This window comes from Gilliamella sp. LMG 34360, assembly GCF_984568995.1.
In genome coordinates, this window is record NZ_OZ474900.1 from 1,736,975 (window position 1) to 1,760,360 (window position 23,386).

Below are 23,386 nucleotides of genomic sequence, written 5' to 3' on the forward strand. Positions count from 1 at the left end.
TATTGTTATTATGGCACTATACCGTTACTTTTACTAGCAATGATAAATATCTTTCATTGAATTACTTCTATCCAAAAAATGCGTTTTTTTCTTAATTTTGCTAATAATAGTTAAACCCTAAATGAACAAAAAAGACTCGTTTCCACAATGTTCTTAAACTCAGTAGCTATTTATTAACATGATTTATGAGTATAAATTAAATTTTAGGCATTTTATCTAATTAAATGGTATAGACTCCTGAATATTTTTTACAAAATTAATTTTAACTTATTAATATAATTAAATTATTTTGAATAATTTCAACTCGATTATTTAATCACACTAAAATCTTATTTATAGCCTTATCGGTAATTCTAAAAAGCATATTTTTTGGGTAATTGTGCAGTCCATTATTTTGTTTAAAAAGTTTCAGGTCATGGTTATGTTTCAGTAAAAATGATTTTTTAGATATAGATCTTAATAAAATTCAGTGAAAAATTATCCAATAAAAAATGAGCAAAATCCAAATGCTTTTAATCCTCTGTTGATCATGTTTAAGTGACAAATTTTTAATGATATTTTATTTTATTTATTAATAATATCAGTAAGTTATCTATCTAAATTAAATTTATAAAATTTTTTAAAAAATGTTGCAAATTACACAAAACAGTGTATTTTATATCAGTTTTGGATTGTTTTTAACGTAACTTCATAAAAATATTTAACTAATAATGGTAAATCATTAAAATAATCAATTTTTTAGTAAAAAATAATATTAAATAAATATTAATAATAAATAGTTTAATAAAACAAAGTTTTATTTGCAGCGCACATGAAATATATCGAGGATAGCATGGATAGAGGATTAACCAATCTGGTAAATCAATTGGATAATGGTTTAAGTCGTGGTTTAAAGCATGGTTTGGTTAATGGAGTTGGTCATAATCGTTATACATTAAATATTGATGGTTTACCTGCTGAGGTTTCAATCTTACAGGTTGAGGGTAATGAGCAACTTAATCAGCCTTGGCACTATACGATTACTTTTACCAGCTCGGATAAACAACTTTCTGTTAAGTCATTTCTTAATCAAAATGCCCGTTTGAGTTTTAATCCTGCTAATTCTAGCAGTTTAAGTGACTTTGCAACTCAAGGACTTAATGCACTTAATTCCTTAACTTCGGCTAATCCATTAGATGCATTAAAACAGTCTGGGCCATTAAAACAGTTAGATAAGCTTAAACAATCTAATCCACTTGATTCACTTAATTCTTTAACCCAGTTTAATCCGCTTAATCCGTTAAATTCACTATTATCTCAGGGCGGTTCACGCACTCTTTATGGTGTGATTACCCAGTTCAGTCAATTATCAGTCAGTAATGATGAAGCCCGTTATCTGGTTGTCTTATCCTCGCAATTAGCCAAACTGGCATTAAGTCATAACTGTGCTATTTTTCAGAATCAAAGCGTTATCAGTGTGGTTGAAGAGGTCTTGCGCGGTCATGGTTATACCGGGATTGATTATCGTTTAGCGCTTAAAGAGCAATATCCAGAGCGTGAATTTATCACCCAGTGGCAGGAGAGTGACCTTGAGTTTATTCAAAGACTACTTGCTGATGTGGGGGTCTATTTCCGGTTTGAAACCCATGGTGAACACAACTGTGATGTGATGGTCATCAGTGATTATGAGCAAGGTTATCAGCAGGTGGCTGATATTGTCTACAAACAACCGAGCGGCACACTGGATAACGGCGTTGAAAGTGTCTGGGATATAACCTTACACAGTCAGATGGTGGAATCTTCGGTACAAGTACAAGATTATAACTATCGCGATGCGCAGGCGAATTTACTCGGTGAGGTTAACAGCCAACAAAAAGATAACACCACTTACGGTACCGATTATCGTTATGATGAGCACTATAAAGGATTAAATAGTAATGGTAGTAATGCCAATAACAATGATATAAATAATTACAACAGTAATAATGATGACGATATTGATAGTGACACAAATAATCATGATGACGATGATGAAAACAGTGGTGATATCGATACCGATGATAGTCAAGGCAATAAGGGCAATAATAACGATAATGGTCGCGATAACAACAGTGATATTAGCACTCATTCTGGTAATACGAGTAATGGTGTTGAAAGTGGTGAATGGTATGCCCGCATTCGCCATGAACACGCCATTAGCCGTCAAATTGTTATCCGGGGTAAAAGTAATCAGGCCAATTTAGCTCCGGGTCAACATATCCGCATCAAAGGCAGTACGATTGCCAGAATAGATGAGGGGGTAATGATATTAACGGTGCAAGGACAGGGAAAACGCAGTGAGGCTTATGAACTGAGTTTTACCGCCATACCTTACCAGCCATTAAAACCTTACCGCCCTGAGCCGATTCCTTTTCCGACTATTGACGGTACTTTACCGGCACGGGTAACCAGTCCGAATAATGACACCTATGGTTATATTGATACACAAGGTCGCTATCGGGTTAAATTTAACTTTGATTTAAAAGAGTGGCGAAACGGTGAAGAGAGCTTATGGTTAAGACTGGCTAAACCATATGCAGGCAGTACCTATGGTTTTCACTTTCCACTGATTGACGGCACAGAAGTTGCGGTAGCGTTTACTAACGGTAATCCGGACCGACCTTATATCGCGCATGCGATGCATGACAGTCAACACCCTGACCATGTGACCACCATAAACAAACACCGAAATGTAATTCGTACCCCTGCTAACAACAAACTGCGGATGGATGATAAGCGGGGACAAGAGCACATCAAGTTAGCGACCGAATACGGTAAAACCCAGCTTAACATCGGGCATTTAGTTGACCAAAACAAAGAGCAGCGTGGTGAGGGATTTGAACTGCGCACCGATGAGTGGGGAGCGATTGCTGCCAATAAAGGCTTATACCTGACCAGTCAGACCGAGCCTAAGGCACAGGGTAAACAGCTTGATATGCAAGGTGCCATTACTCAGCTTGAAAATGCGTTATCAATTGCTAAAGCACTACAAAATGCAGCAACTGCCTCTGAAGCCCATGGTGCGGATACCGACAGTCAAGAACAACTTAAAGCGACATTAACCCAATTAGCCCAAAGTGGTATTCTTGCTTATGCACAAGAGGGCATCGCTTTAACCAGTCCTGAAAACATCCAATTGTCAACTTCAAATAGCGTTTCAATGACCAGTGAAAACCAAACTGACATTAATGCGTTAAAAAACATAACCGTCTCATCCGGTGAATCCATCGGTCTATTTGCCCATAAATCAGGAATGAAAGTCTTTGCTAACCAAGGTGATGTTAACGTTCAGGCGCAAAATGCCAACCTGAATATGGCCGCCAAGCAAGATATTAAAATAGACAGTGTCGATGGAAAATTAACGGTCACCGCAAGTGAAGATCTGAAGTTAATGTGTGGTGGTTCATACATCAAAATCAGTAGTGCTGGGATTGAATTGGGTACCGCTGATAATGTTTATATAAAAAGTAATGCATTACAGAAAATGGGACCAGCATCACTGTTTTTACCAAATACAGATCTTCCATTAAGCGTTGTTGAAATTGCAAAAGACTTGCCATATCAATTAAATCTTAAAATAGCCGATATTCCTGGTAGTATGGGAATAAATTATCCTAATACCTCATGGAGAATTGTTTCAGCCAACAGTTCAGATGATGCCCTAATGACAGATGATATTCTTTGTGAAGGAAAAACCTCTCAAGCAGGTGAATTATTGTTAACGGCTGAAGAGTCAAAATTATTATTAGTCCAATATAATAAACGCCCGGGATATTTATGGATCGTCAATAACAATATAGCTTATCAATTGCAATTTTCGAATCTAGAGGAAAGTAATAGTTTAAAAGCCAAGATTCAGGCTGCTCGAGCGATGGGTTATCATTTAAACACAATAAAAGAACAAAATCGTTTTTTGAAAGCTGTAGAAAATGATTCATTCATTAAGAAAAATCAGTTGGTTGATTCAATAAAAAAATAGTGGTACATAAATGAAGGAACACAATAAAACACAAGTAATACTTGATAAAAATAAAGAGCAAGAATACACATCAACTGTAACAGATGATATTTGGCTTTATGATATTAATGAGCAAAATAATAGAAACAATTTTGCAGAACCTATACATAACAACAGTGTAAAAAGTTATGTACAATCTTATGACTATTTTCAAGATTTACTCACTGCCATGAGAAGTGCTGAAAAAGAGATCTATATTACTGGTTGGCAAGTGAATTGGGATGCAATGTTAACTCCAGATTTACGACTTGTTGATATATTACTTGAAGTGACGCAAGGTAACGAAAATTTAAAAATTTTTATTTTACCTTGGGACGATTGTTCACCAGTAGAAACATATGATAATGAAGCTAAAATAGTATTGAGAAATTATATTAATGAATATATAGGGCGTGAAGCTATAGCTGTCAGATTACATAGTTCGAGCAATGATGAGCCTGGCTATAGTCTGGCAACTAAAAAATTTTTTTCTCATCATCAAAAATGTGTCATTATCGATAGAAAAATAGCATTTGTTGGAGGTATAGATTTGGCTTATGGTCGTTACAGTCATGGTTATAAATTAGATCCTAATGCTGATGAACGAAAAGTGGCAAATCGTTATAATCCTTGCATAGAGCCGATGGATAAACCCAAAAAAGAAATAACTTTATCTTTTAAAGTTAAAAATAGAAAATCATTAAAAAATAATAAAAAATATCAGAATGAAGTTTTTGTTGAAAAACGTTTGCAACGCCAAGAAAGCTCATTAGCTGATAATCAACCGATTATGCCATGGCAAGATATTCAAGTTAAAATTGAAGGAAAAGCGGTATTTGATCTGGTGACAAATTTTGTTTTACGATGGAATCAAGCTGATTATTCAAATGGTGAAACACGACCAAGATATAAGGACAATTATATAAATGACAGTAATAATGTAGTTAGCTTTGAATGCATTAGTCGTCGTTTATTTTTACCAACACAAGAAGAGTATGATGCTTTAGTAGATAAGGGAAATATAAGTGTTCAAATATTGAGAAGTGCATCTAGTAAAATGCGTGGAAAAGAAAAGAGTAACGTTTTTGCGTCTGATAGAAAAAAACTACAAAAAAATATTAAGGAAAATTTAGAAACTGTATCCGAACCTCAAAGTGATATCTACCGAATTATGCTTAAATTAATCAAGAAAGCAAAACGATTTATTTATATTGAAAACCAATTTTTCGTATCAGATTATGGGAATCCTGAACGAGTTCCCAGTGGTAAACTTTCTAAACCAGCAAATACTGAAAGTGGAATAATACCAAATGTGACAAGAAGTTTTTCAAATACAGGTAAAGATTTACCTGAAAATAAAATAGTAAAAGAATTGAGTGATAAAATAGCAAATGTTATTTTTGCATTAAAACAAGAACCATTTCATATTTATATTACATTACCAGTCCATCCTGAAGGGGTATTAAATGACGGATCTACGATGGCGATGATTCATCAAACAATGCAAACTATTTCATTTGGAAGTGACAGTTTGCTTAATCGAATTCGAAAACATTTATGGGTTTATCAGCAGCTAATTAAAGATGAAGTACCACGTAAAGAGTGGGGTAAAATGCGTTCGGCTTATTACGATAAAATTGGTAATAATTATCAAACTATTCCATTAGAAGAGTGCGATAAATATGTAACCTTGCTTAACTTGCGAAGTTGGACTCAACTAGGCGATCGTACCGTGACCGAGCAAATCTATGTGCATAGTAAACTTACTATAGTTGATGACCTTTATGTTTTAGTAGGGAGTGCCAATATTAATGACCGTAGTTTATTGGGCGGACGAGATTCAGAACTGGCCGCATTAATTGTTGATAATGATACAAAAATTGTAACTTGTTCTGAGCGAGGCATAAAGATACCCGTTAGAGCCTTTGCCTATCAATTACGCAAACAAATTTGGCAGGGTTTATATGGTGAAGGTTTAGAACAAGCTATTGAAGTACCTGAACTGGCTAGTAGCGTAAAAGCCATTCAATCAAGAGCCAAATCAAATACAGCAATTTATGAGTCAGTTTTTCCATTTATCCCAAGAAATTATTTACAAAAGTTTTATAAAGCTGAGGAAGATTTAGATACCTATGCATCGATTTGGCCTGCATTAGATTATGATAAATTGGAAGAGTATAAAAATATAAAATTGAAAGAAGAAAAAAGTGGTAAAGGAAAGCACAATTTATATAGAACGAACAAAGAACGTCATGAAAGTAATAAATATTTTTTAAACGATCAGGCAGAAGATAGAGATATCAAAAAATTATTAGAAAAAGATTATTTTAACGAAGAATTATTAATGCCTTTTAATGAAATTTTTTGGCAAAATTATAATATTAATGAAGAACAAAAATTAAAAGACATTAAAGGGTATATTACATTGGTACCTATACATTGGACTAAAGGAGAAAATAATGCTATTCCTTTTCATATTAGGCTGTTAACTTAGGGGGGGAACTATGAAAAAAATAATTTCTACTTTTATTTTTCTGAATTTTAGTTTTTGTACGCACGCAGTAAGTTTAAATTATAAAACCGAATGCATTGGTTCATATTCTATTGATCTACCCGATAATATCGAGGTTGCATTGTATCCTACCAATGAATATTTTAAACCTAAAACTAGATATCCAATATATTTTTCAGATGGTAAGTGGGCTATTTTATCAACTTTCAATTATAATCATAATAACTTGTCAATTACTGCGAATTGGACTGATACTGAATTTATTAACGTTAAAAAAAAGATGCAGAATTCTATTCAAAAAGTTAAGAAAGAAAACCCTGAAATTTTAGCAGAATTATGGAATAAAAAAGATAATTTTGGCTTTTATGCTACAGTCGCTTCTCGTGTAATTTTTGCTGAAAATAATAAAATTTATTCTTTCTATTCTGATGAACATTATCAAGGTAAAAAAAGAGATTTTGATTTTTATGAACAAAACGCTAAAGCAATTATAAATGGTTTTTCAACACGCAACTTATTTGAAGTACCGCAAATGGCGGGAAAATGCTTTCCTTACAGTTTTGTGGCAGGTGATGATTCAAGTACCCCTATTAATCTTACAGTCTCATTTCGTTTAAATGAACATCCCGATATTGTAATTTCTTTTACAGAAAATACTCGTTCATTTACCAATTCATTGAATAATCATGCCAAAGATGAATTTAATGACTTTTGGAACAATAATTATGATATTAATAATTACAATATAGAAAATATAAAATTATTAGGTTTTCCAAAATATAAAAAAATTAGAATGGATGGTCGGCAAGGCGTAGCAGGATTGGTTGAGATAAAATATCAAGATAAGTCACCATCTGATTATGGATATTATAGTGTGGTTGATGACGATTCAAGAAATACAGAAAGTAGTAAGAAAAATCACCCATGGTTAATATTATCAGTAATCGGTAATCAGAGCGAATCCAAAGGCAAAACTCCGCTGACGAAAGATGAGATATATGAACTAGCAAAAAAAATTGAAGCCTCAATTAAACGAAGAGCAACAGAGCAATGATTGATCATTTAAAAGGATTAGGAAATTTGTCTTCTTCGAAATTGATTAGAAGTGATATAACAAGATTTATACTATTCACAACCTGTATGGTTATCAGCAGTATTACGCAGGCAGCTGATTTAACATTTAAAACAGAATGCATGGGATCTTATACGATTGATCTACCCGATAATATTGAGGTTGCTCTTTATCCGGTTGAGCGTTATTTACAGCCAGGTTCAAAGTTTCCAAATTATTTTTTAGATGGCAAATGGGCTATTCTTTCTATTTTTGAATATAACAACAATAGAATATATATTACCGATGGTCATATTAACAAAAAAGGAATGAAAAAAGCTGTTGACAAATTAATCAATGATGCTGATGGTAGATTGAAAACTAATTTTCAATATAAAATTAATAATATTAACGATAATGATAAATTAATTGGTTATTATAGTGATTATGTTAGCAATCTATCTTTTATAGCCCATGAGCGAATTTATACATTCTATTCAAATGAAAATCATCAAGGAGAGGAAAAAGATTTTGCATTTTACAAACAAAATGCCGAATCGATTATCAATAATTTTAGAACTCGAGAACTGTTTGAAGTGCCTAAAGAAGCCGGGAAATGTATACCCTATGGTTTTGTTGCTGGTAATGATAAAACGATGCCAATTAATATGACGGTCTCTTTCCGTTTAAATGAACATCCCGATATTGTAATTTCATTTTCAGAGAGTACTTGGTCATTTACTAATTCATTGAGTTTTACCAGCAAAGATGAAATCAATCTGTTTTGGAATACGAATTATGATATTAATAATGATAACATTAAAAATATCAAATTATTAGGGTTTCCGTTTAAGTATCGAGATATTAAGATGGATGGACGAAAAGGATTAGCAAGCTTCGTGGAAATACGTTATAAAGATAAAGCTCCGTCTGATTACGGTTACTATAGTATTGTCGAATATGATCCAGTAATTAAACAAAGTTCAAAAAATTACCCATGGTTAATTATGTCAGTAATCGGCAAACAGAGCGAATCCAAAGGTAAAACTCCGCTAACGAAAGATGAGATATATGAACTAGCAAAAAAAATTGAAGCCTCAATTAAACGAAGAGCAACAGAGCAATGATTGATCATTTAAAAGGATTAGGAAATTTGGCTTCTTTGAAATTAATTAGAAGTGATATAACAAAATTTATACTATTCACAACCTGTATGGCTATCAGCAGTATTACGCAGGCTGCTGATTTAACATTTAAAACCGAATGTATTGGATCTTATTCTATTGATCTTCCAGATAATATAGAAATCGCTCTTTTTCCCATTGAGCGTTATTTACAACCTAGATCAGATTATCCAAACTATTTTTTAGATGGTAAATGGGCTATTCTTTCTACGTTTAATTATAATAATAATAATATAGATATTGCTGATGGTAAATTTAACAAAAAAATTCTACAAAACATTGTTAATCAATTAAATAGCGATTATGATGAACGATTGAAATCTAAACGTCAGTATGAAATTAAAAATATAAATAATAACAATAAATTAATTGGTTATTATAGTGATTATGCTAGTAATCTAGCTTTAATAGCCAATGAACGAATTTATACATTCTATTCGAATGAACGTTACCAAGGTGAGGAAAAAGATTTTACATTTTACAAACAAAATGCCGAATCCATTATCAATAATTTTAGAACTCGAGAACTGTTTGAAGTGCCTAAAGGAGCAGGAAAATGTATACCCTATGGTTTTGTTGCTGGTAATGATAAAACGGTGCCAATTAATATGACGGTCTCTTTTCGCTTAAATGAACATCCCGATATTGTAATCTCATTTTCAGAGAGTACTTGGTCATTTACTAATTCATTAAGCTTTAGCAGCAAAGATGAAATCAATCTGTTTTGGAATACAAATTATGATATTAATAATGATAACATTAAAAATATCAAATTATTAGGTTTTCTCTTTAAGTATCGAGATATTAAGATGGATGGACGAAAAGGATTAGCAAGCTTCGTGGAAATACGTTATAAAGATAACGCTCCGTCTGATTACGGTTACTATAGTATTGTCGAATATGATCCAGTAGTTAAACAAAGTTCAAAAAATTACCCATGGTTAATTATGTCAGTCATCGGCAAACAGAGCGAATCCAAAGGCAAAACTCCGCTGACGAAAGATGAGATATATGAACTAGCAAAAAAAATTGAAGCCTCAATTAAACGAAGAGCAACAGAACAATGATTGATCATTTAAAAGGATTAGGAAATTTGGCTTCTTTGAAATTAATTAGAAGTGATATAACAAGATTTATACTATTCACAACCTGTATGGCTATCAGTAGTATTACGCAGGCAGATGATTTGTCGTTTAAAACCGAATGCATTGGTTCATATTCTATTGATCTACCCGATAATATCGAGGTTGCATTATTCCCTACCAATAAGTTTCTGGAACCTAAAACAAGATTTCCAGTCTACTTTTCTGATGGTAAGTGGGCTATTTTATCAACTTTTAATTATAATCATAATAACTTGTCAATTACTGCGAATTGGACTGATACTGAATTAGTTAAAGTAAAAAAAATGATGCAGACTACTAATCAAAAAATAAAAAAAGATAACCCTGAAGATTTAGTAGAATTGTGGAATAAAAAAAATAATTTTGGCTTTTATGCAAAAGCTGCTTCGCGTGTAACTTTTACTGAAAATAATAAAATTTATTCTTTCTATTCTGATGAACATTATCAAGGTAAAAAAAGAGATTTTGATTTTTATGAACAAAACGCTAAAGCAATTATAAATGGTTTTTCAACACGCAACTTATTTGAAGTACCGCAAATGGCGGGAAAATGCTTTCCTTACAGTTTTGTGGCAGGTGATGATTCAAGTACCCCTATTAATCTTACAGTCTCATTTCGTTTAAATGAACATCCCGATATTGTAATTTCTTTTACAGAAAATACTCGTTCATTTACCAATTCATTGAATAATCATGCCAAAGATGAATTTAATGACTTTTGGAACAATAATTATGATATTAATAATTACAATATAGAAAATATAAAATTATTAGGTTTTCCAAAATATAAAAAAATTAGAATGGATGGTCGGCAAGGCGTAGCAGGATTGGTTGAGATAAAATATCAAGATAAGTCACCATCTGATTATGGATATTATAGTGTGGTTGATGACGATTCAAGAAATACAGAAAGTAGTAAGAAAAATCACCCATGGTTAATATTATCAGTAATCGGTAATCAGAGTGAATCCAAAGGCAAAACTCCGTTGACGAAAGATGAGATATATGAACTAGCAAAAAAAATTGAAGCCTCAATTAAACGAAGAGCAACAGAGCAATGATTGATCATTTAAAAGGATTAGGAAATTTGGCTTCTTTGAAATTGATTAGAAGTGATATAACAAGATTTATACTATTCACAACCTGTATGGCTATCAGTAGTATTACGCAGGCAGATGATTTAACATTTAAAACCGAATGCATTGGATCTTATTCTATTGATCTACCCGATAATATTGAGGTTGCTCTTTATCCAGTTGAGCGTTATTTACAGCCAGGTTCAAAGTTTCCAAATTATTTTTTAGATGGCAAATGGGCTATTCTTTCTATTTTTGAATATAACAACAATAGAATATATATTACCGATGGTCATATTAACAAAAAAGGAATGAAAAAAGCTGTTGACAAATTAATCAATGATGCTGATGGTAGATTGAAAACTAATTTTCAATATAAAATTAATAATATTAACGATAATGATAAATTAATTGGTTATTATAGTGATTATGCTAGCAATCTATCTTTTATAGCCCATGAGCGAATTTATACATTCTATTCAAATGAAAATCATCAAGGAGAGGAAAAAGATTTTGCATTTTACAAACAAAATGCCGAATCGATTATCAATAATTTTAGAACTCGAGAACTGTTTGAAGTGCCTAAAGAAGCCGGGAAATGTATACCCTATGGTTTTGTTGCTGGTAATGATAAAAAGGTGCCAATTAATATGACGGTCTCTTTCCGTTTAAATGAACATCCCGATATTGTAATTTCATTTTCAGAGAGTACTTGGTCATTTACTAATTCATTGAGTTTTACCAGCAAAGATGAAATCAATCTGTTTTGGAATACAAATTATGATATTAATAATGATAACATTAAAAATATCAAATTATTAGGCTTTCCCTTTAAGTATCGAGATATTAAGATGGATGGACGAAAAGGATTAGCAAGCTTCGTGGAAATACGTTATAAAGATAAAGCTCCGTCTGATTACGGTTACTATAGTATTGTCGAATATGATCCAGTAGTTAAACAAAGTTCAAAAAATTACCCATGGTTAATTATGTCAGTAATTGGCAAACAGAGCGAATCCAAAGGCAAAACTCCATTGACGAAAGATGAGATATATGAACTAGCAAAAAAAATTGAAGCCTCAATTAAACGAAGAGCAACAGAGCAATGATTGATCATTTAAAAGGATTAGGAAATTTGGCTTCTTTGAAATTAATTAGAAGTGATATAACAAAATTTATACTATTCACAACCTGTATGGCTATCAGCAGTATTACGCAGGCAGCTGATTTAACATTTAAAACCGAATGCATTGGATCTTATTCTATTGATCTACCTGATAATATTGAAATAGCTCTTTTTCCCATTGAGCGTTATTTACAACCTAGATCAAATTATCCAAACTATTTTTTAGACGGTAAATGGGCTATTCTTTCTACGTTTAATTATAATAGTAATAATATAGATATTGCTGATGGTAAATTTAACAAAAAAATTCTACAAAACATTGTGAATCAATTAAATAGCGATTATGATGAACGATTGAAATCTAAACGTCAATATAAAATTAAAAATATAAATAATAACAATAAATTAATTGGTTATTATAGTGATTATGCTAGTAATCTAGCTTTAATAGCCAATGAACGAATTTATACATTCTATTCGAATGAACGTTACCAAGGTGAGGAAAAAGATTTTGCATTTTACAAACAAAATGCCGAATCCATTATCAATAATTTTAGAACTCGAGAACTGTTTGAAGTGCCTAAAGAAGCAGGGAAATGTATACCCTATGGTTTTGTTGCTGGTAATGATAAAACGATGCCAATTAATATGACGGTCTCTTTTCGCTTAAATGAACATCCCGATATTGTAATCTCATTTTCAGAGAGTACTTGGTCATTTACTAATTCATTAAGCTTTAGCAACAAAGATGAAATCAATCTGTTTTGGAATACGAATTATGATATTAATAATGATAACATTAAAAATATCAAATTATTAGGTTTTCCGTTTAAGTATCGAGATATTAAGATGGATGGACGAAAAGGATTAGCAAGCTTCGTGGAAATACGTTATAAAGATAACGCTCCGTCTGATTACGGTTACTATAGTATTGTCGAACATGTTCCAGTAGTTAAACAAAGTTCAAAAAATTACCCATGGTTAATTATGTCAGTAATTGGCAAACAGAGCGAATCCAAAGGCAAAACTCCGCTGACGAAAGATGAGATATATGAACTAGCAAAAAAAATTGAAGCCTCAATTAAACGAAGAGCAACAGAGCAATGATTGATCATTTAAAAGGATTAGGAAATTTGTCTTCTTTGAAATTGATTAGAAGTGATATAACAAAATTTATACTCTTCACAACCTGTATGACTATTAGCAGTATTACGCAGGCAGATGATTTGTCGTTTAAAACCGAATGCATTGGATCTTATTCTATTGATCTACCTGATAATATTGAAGTAGCATTATATCCTACCAATAAATTTTTTGAACCTAAAACAAGATTTCCAGTCTACTTTTCTGATGGTAAATGGGCAATTTTATCAGCTTTCAACTATAATGATAATAATTTAGTTATAACTGAAAAGTGGACTGATCAACAGTTATTAGATGCTCAAAAAAGATTGGAAGTTTCTATCGAAAATATTAAAAGGAAGAATCCAGATCATTTAGTTAAATCATGGAAAGGCAAAAAAAATTTTGGATTTTATTCTACAGTAGCTTCTCGCGTAATTTTTATTTTAGAAAATCGGATTTACTCTTTTCGGACTTCAAATAATTACCAAGGTGAGGAAAAAGATTTCGCATTTTACAAACAAAATGCCGAATCGATTATCAATAATTTTAGAACTCGAGAACTGTTTGAAGTGCCTAAAGAAGCCGGGAAATGTATACCCTATGGTTTTGTTGCTGGTAATGATAAAACGATGCCAATTAATATGACGGTCTCTTTCCGTTTAAATGAACATCCCGATATTGTAATTTCATTTTCAGAGAGTACTTGGTCATTTACTAATTCATTGAGTTTTACCAGCAAAGATGAAATCAATCTGTTTTGGAATACGAATTATGATATTAATAATGATAACATTAAAAATATCAAATTATTAGGCTTCCCGTTTAAGTATCGAGATATTAAGATGGATGGACGAAAAGGATTAGCAAGCTTCGTGGAAATACGTTATAAAGATAAAGCTCCGTCTGATTATGGTTACTATAGTATTGTCGAATATGATCCAGTAATTAAACAAAGTTCAAAAAATTACCCATGGTTAATTATGTCAGTAATCGGCAAACAGAGCGAATCCAAAGGTAAAACTCCGCTGACGAAAGATGAAATATATGAACTAGCAAAAAAAATTGAAGCTTCAATTAAACGAAGAGCAACAGAGCAATGATGATTTAGTTAATGTTTAGGTTTATTGGAATTTATAAATAGAGGTTTTTAAAGATTAAGTATTCTTAATAAATAGTATTTCAATTTACAAAAGCTGAATACTTAAAACTATAAATTAGTTTATGCATTATGATTAAAAATAGCTTATAAAGTAGAAGCTAAAATGTAACTACCAATATTAATTAGAATTTTAAATGAAATTTATAAGAAGTTTATATCAAGATTTTAAGTGAAAATTATATATCTAGTAAACTAGTAAAACGATAAATTGAAAGTGTTATAACTTAAAGAATATAAAACGTTTTGAATTATTCAATTAAAAGTGTTCTGACAAAGGAATTTTTCAAAACAGGGATTATTATAATAAAAAAGATAGCACTAATTGTCTTAATGTGAGTAACAATGTTTATAAAAATACCCATTTAACAGTAAATTAAAAAGCTTTATTGATATAAAAGATTTTTTAACCACCTATAGTTTATACAGATTTTTAAAAGAGTAACATAATAATACTTATAAATAGATTAATAATTATCAATGATATTATGTAAAGAGTTTCAAATATTTCTTATTAATAACAAAAATAGCAATGATAGCCATTAAAGCGCTAAAGAATGCGGCAAGATAGTTAAAATATTCTGCTAGTGTCATAGAGAGAAGAACCAATAATTTCAGAAAGTAGCAAAGTACTTTGAAATACGGCGTAATCAGTAGCTGTTTGTTTGCTTTGTTTAGCATAAATCATGGTAAAGGTATAGATACTAACCACGGTAATTAATATCGATAATAAAAACTGCATAGGTAGTAGCTAACTTTAACGATAACCTATTTTATCCAGCCAATAATTTTCCACTAAAGGTGCTCATAGAAACTTAACCATCAATGTATTCTTGCTAGGGGAATTATTGCAATTACAGCCAGTGATATGCCTGCATCAAGCAATAAAATAGGATGAGCATCAAACGCTAAAACAACAGGAATGTCTTGAATAATATAGAGTTTGTAAATTATAAATAGAAAATAAGGTCGGCGATTATTGCTAGTATTTTGGTTATTAATAAAGCATTTCTATAAATCTTTTATTTTTTAATAAATCTATAAAAAAGGGCATTTACTGCTAAAAAAATTATATGAAATAGTAGCTTTATTTTATTGTAAATGCAAATGACATTTGTTATCGTTTATGGATTATGAAGGAGCATATATGCATTCAGATGAAATATTAAGAAATTATAGATCTGAAAATCATATCAATGGTTCTAGCTATATAGAGCTTCAGCCTGGCTTATCTGTGAGTGTGGTAACAGCAGAACATTTAAATGCAGTAGATGTTTGTAAAAAATTTTCTAGCTGTAATAATTATTTATGTTTTAATTGCCAATTACAGGGTAAATTACATATGCAAATTAAAGATCGACACTTTCGCACTCATAAAGGTGACTTGATCTTTGGTTTTACTGGTGGTGAAAGCTTTTGCTTACAGCATTCTGATGATTTTTGTAATGTGGAAGTCATGGTAATGCCAAAATTATTAGAAGTATTGCTAGGCGATATTGATTTTCAATTTTCATGTTTAGATCATAATATGAATTTTTTTTTACACCATCATAAATTAAAAGCTAATAACAATGTGCTATCTTCAGCAAGGCAACTGTACCATTTAATACAAAACACCGATTGTAAAGTTACTAATAGATTATTGTTGTATGCTTATGTTTTAGAATATTTAAATTGGTATTTTCACTCTTTTAATAGTTGTCTTGGAAAACAAGAATTTACCCAAAGAGAATATAAACAAATCAATGTTGCACATGATTATTTGTTAAAAGATTTAAGTAGTCCTCCAACAATTGATTGGTTGGCAAAAAAAGTAGGAATGAATCAAAATAAGTTAAAAAAAGGCTTTAAAAAGGTATTTGGTAAAAGTATTTATGCCTATTTTTTAGCCGAGCGTATGAATAAAGCTAAGCAGTTATTAGTGACTAATAGCGTAACTGAAACAGCGATTATAATGGGTTATAGCAATATTAGCCATTTTAGCTCCGCTTTTCGTAAGCAGTTTGGGGTATTACCAAAAGAAGTACGCCGACAAAATGCTTATAAAATTAATAAATGTGAATAGTTCAGCTACTATTGACTTTATTTGATGTTTGTTTATCGATTATTGACTAAATAAACATTGCATTTCAATAGTGCCTGTTAGTAATTTATTTTTTTGTGATGATCGTTATCAAATGCTCTGCACGAGTTAAACCGACAATTGTTTGTTCAGCCATAGTGACAAAATAGATACTTTCTAACCATCTATTTTTTGATTTATTACTGTTTTCAAACACGGTTACAGTTTTTACTAAAATACTTTTATTAAAAATTAACTCTAAGGTGACAGGGTAACCTTTAGCCAGTAAAATACTTAGTCAATTAATCGCTGATAGTCTAGAACCGCCTACGTAAAAAAAACATCATTTTAAAGTTCTCTATTACCGTCACGACCAATCCAATAAACATATTGAACATCGGTTAAAGAAAATGGTCATTTGTAACTCTATCCATCACAGTGAGTGAACTTGTAATAAAGATAATCTTACTAAAAGTCTTTAATAATAATGTTTACCATTGCTGTAAGGTTGAATATTCTATCAGTTCAGCAAAGGTGATATTATAGCCACAGATTTACGCCATTGACTAACCAAATGCATAATATGTAATGAATCGAGTCCACTTTCAATGAGGTTATCCGTGTCTTTAATTTCACCTGTTACATGTGGTAATAATTTCTTTATTTGATCATAAATTTCGTCATAACTAATATCCGTTACTGATAGAGACATAATTATGGCACCATCCCTGCCACTGATTATTATCCTCTAACCACTAAATAGCGTGATATACAACTAAGCTTTTCGATGGTTTCTTCTAGTTCTCGTTCAGGTGATGATTGATCAATAATGCCAGCACCTGCTTGCAACCAAACTTGTCCGTTTTGTTGATAAAGACTTCGTAATACAAGAGCTGCATCTAAACTACCATTGCTATCAACAATCATTACGCTACCACTATAAGCCCCGCGTTTGTTTGCCTCATGATGTCGAATGGCGGCTAAAGCTTCACGTTTGGGTATACCAGATGCAGTTACAGCAGGAAAGAGTGATTTAAAAGCATGCCAAGCAGTTAAATTAGGTTTTAATTTACCTGTAACACGTGACGCTAGATGTTGTACTGTGCCACGTTTGGAAACTGTCATAAATTGTGGAATAACAACGGTGTGTTTTTCGCAAACACGTTCTAATTCTTCAAAAGCAAGTTTTACAGATACGGCATGTTCGGCAATTTCTTTAGTATCATTAATTAACTCGTCATAAAGTTTTGCTGACTGTTCTGGATCATCTTGTTTTAAGGCTCTAGTGCCAGCTAAAGGTTGGGTGCTTACTATGCGTTCTTTATTAACTTCTAATACTGTTTCTGGGCTAAAACCAATTAGTTTTAGATCATTAAAATTAAGTACAAAAGAGCGAGCAGGGGTATTATGTTTGCGACCAAGTTGATAGCTGGCCACAAGATCAATATCAGCCGGAATCGGAACTTTTCGGGATAAAATAATCTTTTGGTATTGACCTGCTTTAATTTCATTAACTGCGATTGCTACTTTTTCTTTATAAAGTTCAGCATTAGTTGAACGAATGATCGCTTCGTTTTCTTTGAACGTATTATTAATTTTTGGAACGGTATGATTAAGTTGATCTAACTTTGTTACAACAGTATGCAGTTGTTGTAAGCCTTCCTCAGTTATACTTCTAAGTAATGCTTGGTTATGAGTAAATCTAACTTCTTGGCTAGGAATAAATAGCTGTAATAATGTTTCATCATTATTACTTATATAATCTGGATCGTGGAAGATATGAGCTAATTCAAATTTACTAGCACCATAAGCACGCCAATCGGCAATGGATAAAGAAGCTAATGCCGCATTAATATTGTCTATAATCTCAGCTTGGTCCCAATACTGTTGTTGTTGGTTATAACAAATGATCGCTTTGTCCGCAGACACAGTAAGTTGTGCAATATTACCTAAACCAACTGACCATTCACCATTATGCTCATAGACCGCATATTGTTCATTTAGTTTATTGTTAATCAAAGCAACAGCAAGATCTAATGGCTGATTATTAATGCTAATTAATTGTTCAAAATAAGTTTGTTGTTGGTTATTTTTCATTTATTGTTCACCTATAATAGATAAGCAGCGTTTGTCAATTTTTCCTACAGAGGTTAATGGCCATTTAGTCTAGTGTTCTAATTGATCAGGCAATTTGTAAAAAGCTATACCTTGTTGTTCAAGAAAATTTCTAACATCGCTTAAAGTTATTTGTTTATTAGAGGAAATAATGAAAGCACAATTAATCTCTTCTAACCGACTATCTTTAACGGGTACTACAGCATAGTTTTCGATAGAAAGGGGCTCAATAAGCTTTTGTTCTTCTATACTCCAAGTTGCTGTTTCAGAATTTGTCATTGCATTAACCTTTTTTAGTAAGTCATAATTTAATTAAACTTCCATTTGATTATGCTAATTAATATATTTATAAATAAGAATGATTATCATTCATAAGTTAAACGTTTAATTTAAAAACTTCTCCCCTTATCGGTTAAAAATAACCCTATCAGATTTATTTTTTTAGAATTTTTCTAATTTTTACAGTTAACTATTTATTTTTTAACAAATAAAAAATCATGAGATGATTTAATAAATAAGAAATTTTTTTCAACAGGATAATGTTGAAAAGTTATTGCGCTAAACTTTAATTGAGAATAAAAAAAAATTTATAAAATTTAGGGTGTTTAAATGTCAAAAATAAGTGAATTATGGAATAAAGGACAATTACCAACTAAAGACGGTGTTTATCTTGCAAATGGAGAATCGTTTTCTTTTTTTGCAAACTTCTACCCTAATATTTTTATAAAAAAAGGAGAGTCATTTAATCTTGTTGATTTTTTATATCAAAATCCTGACGATATAACAAATATAGATATTTTTAAGAAAGTTGAAATACAGATGGGAGGAACATGCTTGTTGGGTGAGGGAAGTTTTGGTTCAGAAGTATATAGCAGCTGATGAAAAGCTAAATTGGGTGATATATTTTGAAAAATCCAATCCTTTTATAAATGCGATCGAATTATCAGGTCAATTGCTTGAGGTAGAATCTAGCGCTAATTATAAAGTAATCTTAGATTTAGAAAATCCTGTTAATATTAAATCGTCATATAATAATGAGTAAATTACTTATTAAAATATATAAATTTCAATGTATTATTTGAGGCTTAACACTTAACAGTATTATTAACCTTTTCGGGTGAAATATCTAAATAAAGACGGCTTACCCTACCATAATAATTTCTATTACGACCTCTTAATGGTATGCTGAAAAAATTGACGGATGAAGCTTGTAGACTTGTCTAAGTGTACTCATATCTGCTATCGAGTAAACCGATACAGGAAATTGAAACTATCTCGATCCAATAAAATCTGAGGTATAAAAAAAACAATAGTTAGACGGAGAAATAGGGCAGCAATACAATACTTTTAAGTATCATGAACCTGATATAGATCGCTTTACTCAGCCAAATACAACAGGTTTGAATTCTCTAAAAAACATTAAAATGTCTTAAATAAAAAAGCTGGTATACGGAATAATTAAACATGAATAAATTTGATAAAGAAATGCAATTCCTTATAAAAAAAGAAGGTCTAGACGATTTTTCAGTCTTTTTTTCTGATTACGAAACTTTTGAGGAAATTCCATTATTTTCAAGGTTCAAACATATTTCATTTTTATCATCTCTTTCATTTAATGAAAAAAATAAGATTTTGATAAAAAAATGTCTTGAATTAATCAATACATGTAAATTGAAAGTTAAAGATTATATTGACGATAAAAATATAAATAACTATTTTATCTGTGTGAGTTTAACTGATTGGGAAGATTATGAGGAGATAAATTGTTTAACTCCAAATATATACATATCTAGAAAGAAAAATTGGTTATTGTCGCTCTTAAAACTGAAACATTCTCAAACTATAGAAGAAAACCTCATAAGAGAATATCTATTTTCAATTAAGGAATTTGATTATACAGTACTCATTTCAAAAGATTTTGAAGCATATAAAAGAGTGTATATTGTACATAAATCTATTATTAATGAAGATATAGAATTAAATTAGAAATCCAATAAATAAAATCAAATTTGTAATCCAATAATAAAAAGAAATTTTGCATTTGAAGAGTTAGAACAAAATAGAGATATGATTGAAAGCGAAATTGATTATTTAGTTAATTAAAAATAATTTTATGATTTCAATTAAAAAAACAGTAACAACTATAATCATATATTTTAATGGAGATGTTAAAACAAGCTGACCTATATTGAACAACTGAGATTAACTGATTGTAATATTAAACCAGTAAAAAATTTGAAGATGACTTTATTCGATACAAAGGTCTCTTTGAAAATTACTTAGGCGAAAATGACCAAAATAGTAAATAATGCGGAAACTGAACTTTTAAAGGATATTGTCATGTTGCAAAGCGGTCGGAAGTGAGTCCATGTTCGTCTGTGTACAATAAAAAAGGCAGTAATTAATGAAAATATACAAAGAGGAAAAAATGATTTATAAACCCAAAAATTTATCTGATTGCCTAAAGCAATTTGTAACGGTATTGAATCCAGTAACGAGATGAATATTTTGGGTTATCTTTTTGCATAGAGAATAGTGGAATATGAAACAATTATTTAACTGCATGTTACAAGGAAATATAAGTGACGTTATGGTTACAGGTTATATAGATACTGAAACTCCGCCAGTTTTCCACCCAATGTATGATAGGATCTATTTCATCATAAATGAAGATATCTTCGAATTATACATTGATGATGGAATTATTTGTTATAATTATTTGAAAAATATAAATGAATGGTTTGATGTTGATGAAGATGATCAATTTTCTTTAATGTCTATATATTCACAATTATTTAAAACTGAACAGGAAATAAAAGTAACTCAAATTGACTACAAAGCGATCCGTTTTTCGACCCTAGAAATTAATTACAAAGATGGGGAAAATGAAAGGCAATTGTTTTTAGTCCCAAATAATTTTTTTGGTTTTACTTATTATAACTAATAAAAACAGTGTAAGAAAAATGAAACTTTCCTGCTTTTTCAATTTAACTCTTGTTCAATAATAATGAGCTGAATATGGTCTAGGAAATCTACGACCAGCACGATATATACTTTGCATTATCAGCGTTCTGGATATATGCAACCCGTGCTTTGTCATATTCAAGATGCTGTGAGACACATATTTAGAATTTAAACAAGTAAAGGAAAAAAATAATTTATGGATACTATTATTTATTCTAAAACTCCCGCAACTTTAGAAGATATTTCCAATTTTGAGAAAATTATTAAAGATAATTTACCAACTGATTATAAAGATTTCTTAATGAAATATAATGGAGGACAACCTCAGCCAAGTTCATTTAGATTTTTTTCTGATAGAAATGATGGTTCTTCGGTTGATCAATTTCTTAGCTTAGGCAGAGAAAAACATAGTAATTTATTAAATTATTATGAGAATTATAAGGATAGAATTCCATCAGGCTTCATTCCCATAGCTCATGATGCTGGCGGTAATCTTATTATTATGGAATTAAAATCTAATAGTAATAGAATTTATTTTTGGGATCATGAGTTTGAAGTAGATGACGGGGAAACACCTAATATGGATAATGTTTATTATATCAATCAGTCTTTTACTAAATTCATAAATGATCTCTATAAAGAAGAAATAATTTAATTTTAACCGTATTGAGCGATGAATTTAATTTATCTTTACAAGATTGAACATAATAAAGAACAAATAAATACAGGAAAAAGGAATATATACCGATCCAGTAAAATAAGCGATATCAAGAACAATGTTTAGATGAAGAAATTGGGCTTAAATACAATAACCCACAAACAGGCGTTTTTACTTAGACGGACAGGATTGGATTGGTTGGTGTATTTAATCTCCTAGTGCTCAGATATTGATTGATAATTGGGGACTGCGTTGTATGGTTAAATGTACTAAATATGTACCTAATATTACACAGTATAACAAAATCAGTAAAATCAAATATAGTTTAAGAAAAAATTATTTCCAATCTTAAAGTAAATATAATCAATATTCTAAGCTAGAAAATTGAACTATGAAAAAACCAGATAGAGTTATTCAACAGAATTGGTTGTGAAAAGGAATATAATTATGTAATAGGTGTAAAAGGAAAAAAGGCATATTGTTGTTGATAATCCCAAAAAGATAAACAGATTACATCTTATCCAACCCATAAAAAGAGTTAATATAATGCTAAATTTTTCATATTTATCTGATACTGATGGAAGTAAACCATAAGTAGTTTTAAACGACAAAAATGTTGAATTGTTAACTGATGCTTTTTTTCATTTAGAGAAAAAAACTGGAATTTATATTGATCCCTATGGTACAACAAAAGTTTATCCTGACCATCAAAAAATCTTAATTAATTATTTATCGAATAATAACGACAATGAAATAAAAGAATTATTAGTTTATTTTAGAGAAGCAGTTTCTCAAGATGAAATAATACTAGCTGAAGGGGATTAAGAAATGAGTAATTATTCAAAAAATATTAAAATAGGATAGGTATTGTGTTATAAAAAATAAAATTAATGATTTTATCTAATCATTTAAATATCAAATAAGTCATTCTACTGGATGATTTATTTATAATATTTTACTAAATTAAATATATTGGTGAGTAAATATTCTTTAGATTGAAAAAATATATTTTATTACAATACCTGTGGACATTGCAGCAGCAAATAGGCTGCCGATGTTTCTCATTATTACCATTACGATGGCGACATTAACTGCGCGAATTGTGCATTGCCATGAACTACACATCTATTACTTCCCTACGAGCTGAATTATATGCTGGAGGATTTATTCACTGATCGAAATACGCATCAAAATGTTGAATTTTAGCGAACGCTATGG

19 protein-coding genes are annotated in these 23,386 nt (G+C 30.8%); 15 read left to right on the top strand and 4 right to left on the bottom strand.

Annotated elements, in window-relative coordinates; genetic code table 11:
* Positions 1-811: 811 nt before the first annotated feature.
* The 10 genes from AC5LW9_RS07850 to AC5LW9_RS07895 all read left to right on the top strand — a co-directional run bounded on the left by AC5LW9_RS07850 (position 812) and on the right by AC5LW9_RS07895 (position 16,434).
* On the top strand, positions 812-3,997 hold the full coding sequence (locus AC5LW9_RS07850; RefSeq protein WP_493455601.1) for a type VI secretion system Vgr family protein: 3,186 nt from the start codon (positions 812-814) through the stop codon (positions 3,995-3,997).
* 10 nt (positions 3,998-4,007) lie between these two features.
* The gene (locus AC5LW9_RS07855) at positions 4,008-6,509 is read left to right on the top strand and encodes a hypothetical protein (RefSeq protein ID WP_198235956.1); all 2,502 of its coding nucleotides are present in this window, start codon (positions 4,008-4,010) and stop codon (positions 6,507-6,509) included.
* Positions 6,510-6,519: 10 nt separating this feature from the next.
* Positions 6,520-7,581 carry a T6SS immunity protein Tli4 family protein gene (locus tag AC5LW9_RS07860; RefSeq protein ID WP_198235957.1) on the top strand — a complete coding sequence of 354 codons (1,062 nt, stop codon included), beginning with the start codon at positions 6,520-6,522 and terminating at the stop codon, positions 7,579-7,581.
* A complete protein-coding gene (locus AC5LW9_RS07865) occupies positions 7,578-8,705 on the top strand; it encodes a T6SS immunity protein Tli4 family protein (RefSeq protein WP_198235958.1) in 1,128 nt (375 codons plus the stop codon). The genes AC5LW9_RS07860 and AC5LW9_RS07865 overlap by 4 nt, the downstream gene beginning before the upstream one ends.
* Positions 8,702-9,829 (top strand): T6SS immunity protein Tli4 family protein, encoded by a 1,128-nt coding sequence (locus AC5LW9_RS07870; protein ID WP_493455602.1) that lies wholly within the window; start codon positions 8,702-8,704, stop codon positions 9,827-9,829. Before AC5LW9_RS07865 ends, AC5LW9_RS07870 begins: the two co-directional genes overlap by 4 nt.
* The gene (locus AC5LW9_RS07875; protein ID WP_493455603.1) at positions 9,826-10,947 is read left to right on the top strand and encodes a T6SS immunity protein Tli4 family protein; all 1,122 of its coding nucleotides are present in this window, start codon (positions 9,826-9,828) and stop codon (positions 10,945-10,947) included. Before AC5LW9_RS07870 ends, AC5LW9_RS07875 begins: the two co-directional genes overlap by 4 nt.
* Entirely contained in the window at positions 10,944-12,071 is a 1,128-nt protein-coding gene (locus AC5LW9_RS07880) for a T6SS immunity protein Tli4 family protein (protein ID WP_493455604.1), read from the top strand. Before AC5LW9_RS07875 ends, AC5LW9_RS07880 begins: the two co-directional genes overlap by 4 nt.
* Complete coding sequence (locus AC5LW9_RS07885) at positions 12,068-13,195, top strand: T6SS immunity protein Tli4 family protein (protein WP_493455605.1); 1,128 nt, start codon at positions 12,068-12,070, stop codon at positions 13,193-13,195. Before AC5LW9_RS07880 ends, AC5LW9_RS07885 begins: the two co-directional genes overlap by 4 nt.
* Complete coding sequence (locus AC5LW9_RS07890; RefSeq protein ID WP_493455606.1) at positions 13,192-14,313, top strand: T6SS immunity protein Tli4 family protein; 1,122 nt, start codon at positions 13,192-13,194, stop codon at positions 14,311-14,313. Before AC5LW9_RS07885 ends, AC5LW9_RS07890 begins: the two co-directional genes overlap by 4 nt.
* Positions 14,314-15,516: 1,203 nt before the next feature.
* Entirely contained in the window at positions 15,517-16,434 is a 918-nt protein-coding gene (locus AC5LW9_RS07895; RefSeq protein WP_493455607.1) for a helix-turn-helix transcriptional regulator, read from the top strand.
* Between the two features lie 517 nt (positions 16,435-16,951).
* Here AC5LW9_RS07895 and AC5LW9_RS07900 read toward each other — a convergent pair.
* The 3 genes from AC5LW9_RS07900 to AC5LW9_RS07910 all read right to left on the bottom strand — a co-directional run bounded on the left by AC5LW9_RS07900 (position 16,952) and on the right by AC5LW9_RS07910 (position 18,825).
* Positions 16,952-17,143 carry a phosphopantetheine-binding protein gene (locus tag AC5LW9_RS07900; protein WP_198235962.1) on the bottom strand — a complete coding sequence of 64 codons (192 nt, stop codon included), beginning with the start codon at positions 17,141-17,143 and terminating at the stop codon, positions 16,952-16,954.
* Positions 17,144-17,172: 29 nt separating this feature from the next.
* Positions 17,173-18,528 carry a salicylate synthase gene (locus AC5LW9_RS07905; protein ID WP_493455608.1) on the bottom strand — a complete coding sequence of 452 codons (1,356 nt, stop codon included), beginning with the start codon at positions 18,526-18,528 and terminating at the stop codon, positions 17,173-17,175.
* A gap of 69 nt (positions 18,529-18,597) precedes the next feature.
* Positions 18,598-18,825 (bottom strand): hypothetical protein, encoded by a 228-nt coding sequence (locus AC5LW9_RS07910; protein ID WP_493455609.1) that lies wholly within the window; start codon positions 18,823-18,825, stop codon positions 18,598-18,600.
* Positions 18,826-19,155: 330 nt separating this feature from the next.
* Here AC5LW9_RS07910 and AC5LW9_RS07915 point away from each other — a divergent pair, with 330 nt between their 5' ends.
* From AC5LW9_RS07915 to AC5LW9_RS07935, 5 genes are all read left to right on the top strand, one after another.
* The gene (locus tag AC5LW9_RS07915; RefSeq protein ID WP_493455610.1) at positions 19,156-19,425 is read left to right on the top strand and encodes a hypothetical protein; all 270 of its coding nucleotides are present in this window, start codon (positions 19,156-19,158) and stop codon (positions 19,423-19,425) included.
* A gap of 585 nt (positions 19,426-20,010) precedes the next feature.
* Positions 20,011-20,532 carry an Imm15 family immunity protein gene (locus AC5LW9_RS07920; RefSeq protein WP_198227983.1) on the top strand — a complete coding sequence of 174 codons (522 nt, stop codon included), beginning with the start codon at positions 20,011-20,013 and terminating at the stop codon, positions 20,530-20,532.
* A 556-nt stretch (positions 20,533-21,088) separates the two neighbouring features.
* Positions 21,089-21,490 carry a hypothetical protein gene (locus tag AC5LW9_RS07925; protein ID WP_493455611.1) on the top strand — a complete coding sequence of 134 codons (402 nt, stop codon included), beginning with the start codon at positions 21,089-21,091 and terminating at the stop codon, positions 21,488-21,490.
* Between the two features lie 216 nt (positions 21,491-21,706).
* Positions 21,707-22,165: an SMI1/KNR4 family protein gene (locus tag AC5LW9_RS07930; RefSeq protein ID WP_493455612.1), complete on the top strand. Its 459-nt coding sequence runs from the start codon at positions 21,707-21,709 to the stop codon at positions 22,163-22,165.
* Positions 22,166-22,789: 624 nt separating this feature from the next.
* Positions 22,790-22,993 carry a hypothetical protein gene (locus tag AC5LW9_RS07935; RefSeq protein ID WP_198227976.1) on the top strand — a complete coding sequence of 68 codons (204 nt, stop codon included), beginning with the start codon at positions 22,790-22,792 and terminating at the stop codon, positions 22,991-22,993.
* A 165-nt stretch (positions 22,994-23,158) separates the two neighbouring features.
* On the opposite strand, the gene AC5LW9_RS07940 is transcribed toward AC5LW9_RS07935, so the two are convergent.
* Positions 23,159-23,293, bottom strand: coding sequence for a hypothetical protein (locus tag AC5LW9_RS07940; protein WP_255519211.1), 135 nt, complete (start codon positions 23,291-23,293; stop codon positions 23,159-23,161).
* Positions 23,294-23,386 lie beyond the last annotated feature (93 nt).

Coding starts and splice junctions, on each gene's coding strand:
- AC5LW9_RS07915 (WP_493455610.1), top strand. CDS start 19,156: ATGTCAAAAATAAGTGAATTATGGAATAAAGGACAATTACCAACTAAA.
- AC5LW9_RS07870 (WP_493455602.1), top strand. CDS start 8,702: ATGATTGATCATTTAAAAGGATTAGGAAATTTGGCTTCTTTGAAATTA.
- AC5LW9_RS07940 (WP_255519211.1), bottom strand. CDS start 23,293: ATGTGTAGTTCATGGCAATGCACAATTCGCGCAGTTAATGTCGCCATC.
- AC5LW9_RS07875 (WP_493455603.1), top strand. CDS start 9,826: ATGATTGATCATTTAAAAGGATTAGGAAATTTGGCTTCTTTGAAATTA.
- AC5LW9_RS07885 (WP_493455605.1), top strand. CDS start 12,068: ATGATTGATCATTTAAAAGGATTAGGAAATTTGGCTTCTTTGAAATTA.
- AC5LW9_RS07850 (WP_493455601.1), top strand. CDS start 812: ATGAAATATATCGAGGATAGCATGGATAGAGGATTAACCAATCTGGTA.
- AC5LW9_RS07860 (WP_198235957.1), top strand. CDS start 6,520: ATGAAAAAAATAATTTCTACTTTTATTTTTCTGAATTTTAGTTTTTGT.
- AC5LW9_RS07895 (WP_493455607.1), top strand. CDS start 15,517: ATGCATTCAGATGAAATATTAAGAAATTATAGATCTGAAAATCATATC.
- AC5LW9_RS07890 (WP_493455606.1), top strand. CDS start 13,192: ATGATTGATCATTTAAAAGGATTAGGAAATTTGTCTTCTTTGAAATTG.
- AC5LW9_RS07905 (WP_493455608.1), bottom strand. CDS start 18,528: ATGAAAAATAACCAACAACAAACTTATTTTGAACAATTAATTAGCATT.
- AC5LW9_RS07930 (WP_493455612.1), top strand. CDS start 21,707: ATGGATACTATTATTTATTCTAAAACTCCCGCAACTTTAGAAGATATT.
- AC5LW9_RS07865 (WP_198235958.1), top strand. CDS start 7,578: ATGATTGATCATTTAAAAGGATTAGGAAATTTGTCTTCTTCGAAATTG.
- AC5LW9_RS07880 (WP_493455604.1), top strand. CDS start 10,944: ATGATTGATCATTTAAAAGGATTAGGAAATTTGGCTTCTTTGAAATTG.
- AC5LW9_RS07855 (WP_198235956.1), top strand. CDS start 4,008: ATGAAGGAACACAATAAAACACAAGTAATACTTGATAAAAATAAAGAG.
- AC5LW9_RS07920 (WP_198227983.1), top strand. CDS start 20,011: ATGAATAAATTTGATAAAGAAATGCAATTCCTTATAAAAAAAGAAGGT.
- AC5LW9_RS07910 (WP_493455609.1), bottom strand. CDS start 18,825: ATGACAAATTCTGAAACAGCAACTTGGAGTATAGAAGAACAAAAGCTT.
- AC5LW9_RS07925 (WP_493455611.1), top strand. CDS start 21,089: ATGAAACAATTATTTAACTGCATGTTACAAGGAAATATAAGTGACGTT.
- AC5LW9_RS07900 (WP_198235962.1), bottom strand. CDS start 17,143: ATGTCTCTATCAGTAACGGATATTAGTTATGACGAAATTTATGATCAA.